Origin of the sequence: uncultured Campylobacter sp. (assembly GCF_938018145.1) — a bacterium.
Classification (GTDB): Bacteria; Campylobacterota; Campylobacteria; order Campylobacterales; family Campylobacteraceae; genus Campylobacter_A.
The window spans coordinates 1-4,077 of the sequence record NZ_CALIII010000016.1; the positions used below are offsets into that span (position 1 = coordinate 1).

A 4,077-nucleotide genomic window follows, 5' to 3' on the forward strand; every position below is an offset into this window, starting at 1 on the left:
AAGGTGTAGGACAAAACTATCAAAAAGCAGCTCAGCTGTATCAAAAAGCTTGTGATGGGGGAGAGGCTTTGGGCTGCAATAGTTTAGGAATTTTATACAAATATGGTCAAGGCGTAAGGCAGAATTTTACTACGGCAAAGCAACACTACGGCAAAGCCTGTGATTTAGGGCTTCAACTAGGGTGTGATAATTATAGAGAGCTAAACGAAAAAGGCTACTAGCGTTAGATCCGCGGTCGGTTTCTTGCTGATTAACAGGGACGCTAATCACGATTTTCGCTGCTTTACCAAACTGCATTTGTAGTTTTTTAAGGCGCAATTACTAAAATATCGAAGTAGACGTTAAGAGATCTTACAAGCAGCGGCGCAAGTCGTATCTATCCGCTTAATTTTCTAAGCCGCATTTTCGAGACAAATTTCTATCTCCAAAATGCGGCAAATTTACAAAGTCAAATTTAAACCCGTAGCGAGCTAAGTAAATTTAGCTCGCTCTAGGCAAATTTAAGCTTTTAATCAAAAAGATTAAAACGCCCAACTAAACTTAGCATTTACGCCGTTTGATTTTACGTTGCTGCCGTATGCTCCAATATAGCTAAGGCCGACTCTAAAGTTTCTGGTAAACACAGCCTCGATACCAAGCTCGGTAGTGGCTAGATCTTTTAGCTTTTCACCCTCTAGTTTAGTTGCGCCAAGGCCTGTAACGTTCATATGAGCGCTCGGAGTTTTATCGCCTAGGAAGCGGTTGTAGGCTATATCGGCTTTTGCCACTAGGCCTACGCCATCCATGGTAAATGCGATACTAGGTTTTACGCCCACGCTTGCGATTTGTAAATCTCTATCCTCGTTTCTGATCTGTACCAAAGAATTTGCTACATCGTCGTTTTTAAAGCGGATATAGGTTAGCCCTGCATAAGGTTCTAAGCTAAAGCCGTTTTCATAGCTTAGCCCCGTATAGGCGATCTGGGCAAATGCGCTGATAGCGGACGCATCGGCGTCTTTATACTCGTAAGCCAAAGGAGCGTATGAGTTAACGACTCTTTTTTCTTGATCAAATTTCGAGTAGATAGCGCCTAGACTGATTTTGATAGGATCAAGTCCTATGTCGCCGTAGATACCGGCATGCGCGTCTTTGCTTTTTACCGCTTTGCTATCGCCTAGCTTGTGGTTTGTTTTGCCAAGGCCTACGAATACGCCTGCTTTTGAGCTGTCGCCTACCAGAAAATCAACGCCCACTAGATTTGTAAATGCGTTCGTGCCTAGTCTGCCGCCGGCGTTATTGTCAGAAGTCACCCTACTTGCGCTGCTAAGCAACCAAAGCTCGACTCCCGTGTCGATATCGGCTCTTTTGGCTCCGTTTTTGTTTTTAACAGAATTTGCCAGCATAAACGAGTCTATAGCGGAGTTGTTTTGCGCTTTGAAGTCTAGATCGTTTGAAAACGCGCCGAAGTATGCCGCCGCTACGCCATGAGTGGCTCCTAACATAGACGAATAAATAGCGCTGCTAGGATTTGCCTCGACCAATCTAGCAAACGACTTCTCGGCGCTAGTAGAGGCTACCTCCTCCATGCTTTTGCCTTTTTGCAAAGAAAGAGCCAAATTTGAGCCGCTAACAGTTTCTTTAGTGGTTTTAAAGAACGCATAGCTATCTTCGACGTTAGCTAAATTTACGCCCGCAAAGTTTCCACTCGCATTTATGGTTTTCTTTAGAGTCGGATTTGCAGCCAAATTTGCAAGCTCGGCATTTGTTAGCAATGCAGCCTTTAATAAAGAGCCCTCTTTAAATGTTAAATTTAGATTATGAGCGCCGTCGTTAACTACAAATGCGCCGCCTGCGTTTATAACGGCGTTAACTTGCGTAGCGTCGCTTGCCTTGGTCGTGCTTACAAAACCGCCCGCGCTTGGAGTTTGGTAAGTAAGAGCGTTTAAAACTTCAAATTCGCCGCCTTTGTGGACGTTTATGCTTCTTGAAGAAGAGATTGATTGATTTAGAGTCGAGATTTTACCGCCGTATATATTTACCGCTCCGGTAAAGCTATTGTCTCCGACAAGAGTCAAAGCGCCGTCTCCTCTTTTAGTTAGCGAGCCTTCATAGCCCTCCGCCGCCCTTGCAGCTCTAGCCTGTTCTCTTACGGTTTCAAAGGTCATCTCGGCTTTTTCTTCCGCGCTCAAATTCGGCTTAGCGTTAAGAGCCGCTTTTCTAGCCGCCCAAGCCGCAGCGTCGCTATCGTCTTCGGTTTTTCTAAATTTGATAGCGACGTCTGAGATGTTATTTGTCCAGATATCGTTTTGATTCATCGTAACGTCAAAGTTTCCTAAGAACTGCCCAGGACCAAACATCGCTTTACCAAGGTCGAGTATACCCCAACCCCAGACGTTACTAGGTACGCCCTCGCCGTCGCTACCCCAACGCTCTAGCATGCCGCCTGCACCGTGACCGGCTCTTAGCGTCCTTTGTCTAGCCGTAGTTAGCATAGTTTCTCTAATCTGAGGCATGCTCATATACGGATAGCGCTGCATTATGACGCCCAAGGCTCCGCTAACGTGAGGAGCGGCCATAGAAGTACCGCCAGATGATTTATATATAGCCTTGCCGTATGTCGCATTGTCGGTAAGCTCGACGTACGCGGAATAAATCTCTTCGGCCGGTGCGGCGATCGTCCACCACTTCGAGTGTCCGGCAAGGTTAAATTCCTGAATATCCGAGGACGCCTTATGTCCTCTTATGTATTCGTTAGAATCATTAGGATAGCCATCCGCGCCGGTTTGACCCGTGACGTTGATCCAGTAGTCCTCGGCATCCGGCCTAAAATAAGGCAATGCCGCACGCGTGAAAGACTCAGCCATCAAGCTTCTGTTTCCGGCCGTAAATACCTGAATAACGCCTCTTTTTACCGCCACTTCGTAAGCCGCGTCCAAGAAGCTTTTTTCGCCGCTAGTTACGAACTGATAATAAGCCTTTTTAGCCTCGTTCATATCTTTTAAATTTATATGGTCTTTTGCTGCGGTAGTTTGATTGGCTACCGTCACGTCGTAAAATTCCACGTCGTATTCAGGCACGGCTCGCCAGCCATAAGTAGGCTTATATCCCAGTGCGCCCGCAAAGGATGAATTTACGCGCCTATTAGAACCCCAGCTATTATTTATCACCTTCGCACCTGAGTCGGCTAAAGCGGTGTAGCCCTTTAGAAAGTAGTTGTAGTCTTGATTTGGTCCATACGTCATGTTGTCGTTGCCGCCGGTATTTGCGGAGTATAGTTGTGCGCCAAACGCCACGCCGTGCATGCCGCTACCGTCTCTACTAGCCGCCATCGTGCCGCCCACGTGAGTGCCGTGGGCGTCGTTTACGCCTCTTATCCAGCTACCGTCCGTATTAAAGGCTTCGCCTTTTTTAAATACGCCGTTATCGTTTTTATCGTAGTTTCGCTTGCCGTCTTTTACGGGTTGATTTTTATCTATCGGGCCGTTTCCTAGCGCAGCGTCAGGGTATCTCATGCCGTTTTTGCTATAGTTGCCGATCGTTTTTACTGCATGAATCCTACCGTCTTGAAACTCCGGGTGGCTCAAAAGTACGCCAGAGTCCATGACGCCGATCTTCGTTCCGCTACCGTTAAAGCCTAGCGCGTAAGCCGTGGAGGCGTTCATAGAGACTAGTCCCCAGTCGCTTTTATACTCCGCGCTCTCCCAGCTAGAAGTATTTCCGGAAACGCCGGCCTCGGTGTAAGCATAAGCTCCGCTTGCGGCTAGTAGCAGGCAGGTGAGCGCCGAAAGAGGCAAATTTGAGCCCTTGTTACTGCGTAAATTTTCAAATTTACGCGACGTGTTTGAATGCATTATTTTCCTTTCGTTTAAGAGAATTTAAAATGTGTTATTATACTTTGCTTTAATTTAAAAATTAATTATAAAAAATAAGAAAATTTGCTGATAACGTATTCAAATTTGATAAATTTTGGTGTAAAACGGCACTCAAATTTTACGTAAATTTAAATTATGTTATAATCGCGTAAATTTAAAATAAAGGTAAAAAATGGGGCTGAAATCTGACGCCTGGATACGCAAGATGTCGCACGAAAAGGCGATG

The 4,077-nt window shown here is 45.9% G+C and carries 1 protein-coding gene and 1 pseudogene; one reads left to right on the forward strand and one right to left on the reverse strand.

Going from position 1 to position 4,077, the window contains the following annotated elements; all coding sequences use genetic code 11:
• Positions 1–221: pseudogene (locus Q0338_RS00500) on the forward strand (sel1 repeat family protein); the annotation flags it as partial.
• 300 nt (positions 222–521) lie between these two features.
• On the opposite strand, the gene Q0338_RS00505 reads toward Q0338_RS00500, so the two are convergent.
• Complete coding sequence (locus Q0338_RS00505) at positions 522–3,830, reverse strand: S8 family serine peptidase (protein ID WP_298085060.1); 3,309 nt, start codon at positions 3,828–3,830, stop codon at positions 522–524.
• Positions 3,831–4,077: the final 247 nt, after the last annotated feature.

Bases quoted from the DNA above. Each gene is read 5' to 3' on its own strand.
- Q0338_RS00505 (WP_298085060.1), bottom strand. From the start codon at position 3,830: ATGCATTCAAACACGTCGCGTAAATTTGAAAATTTACGCAGTAACAAG.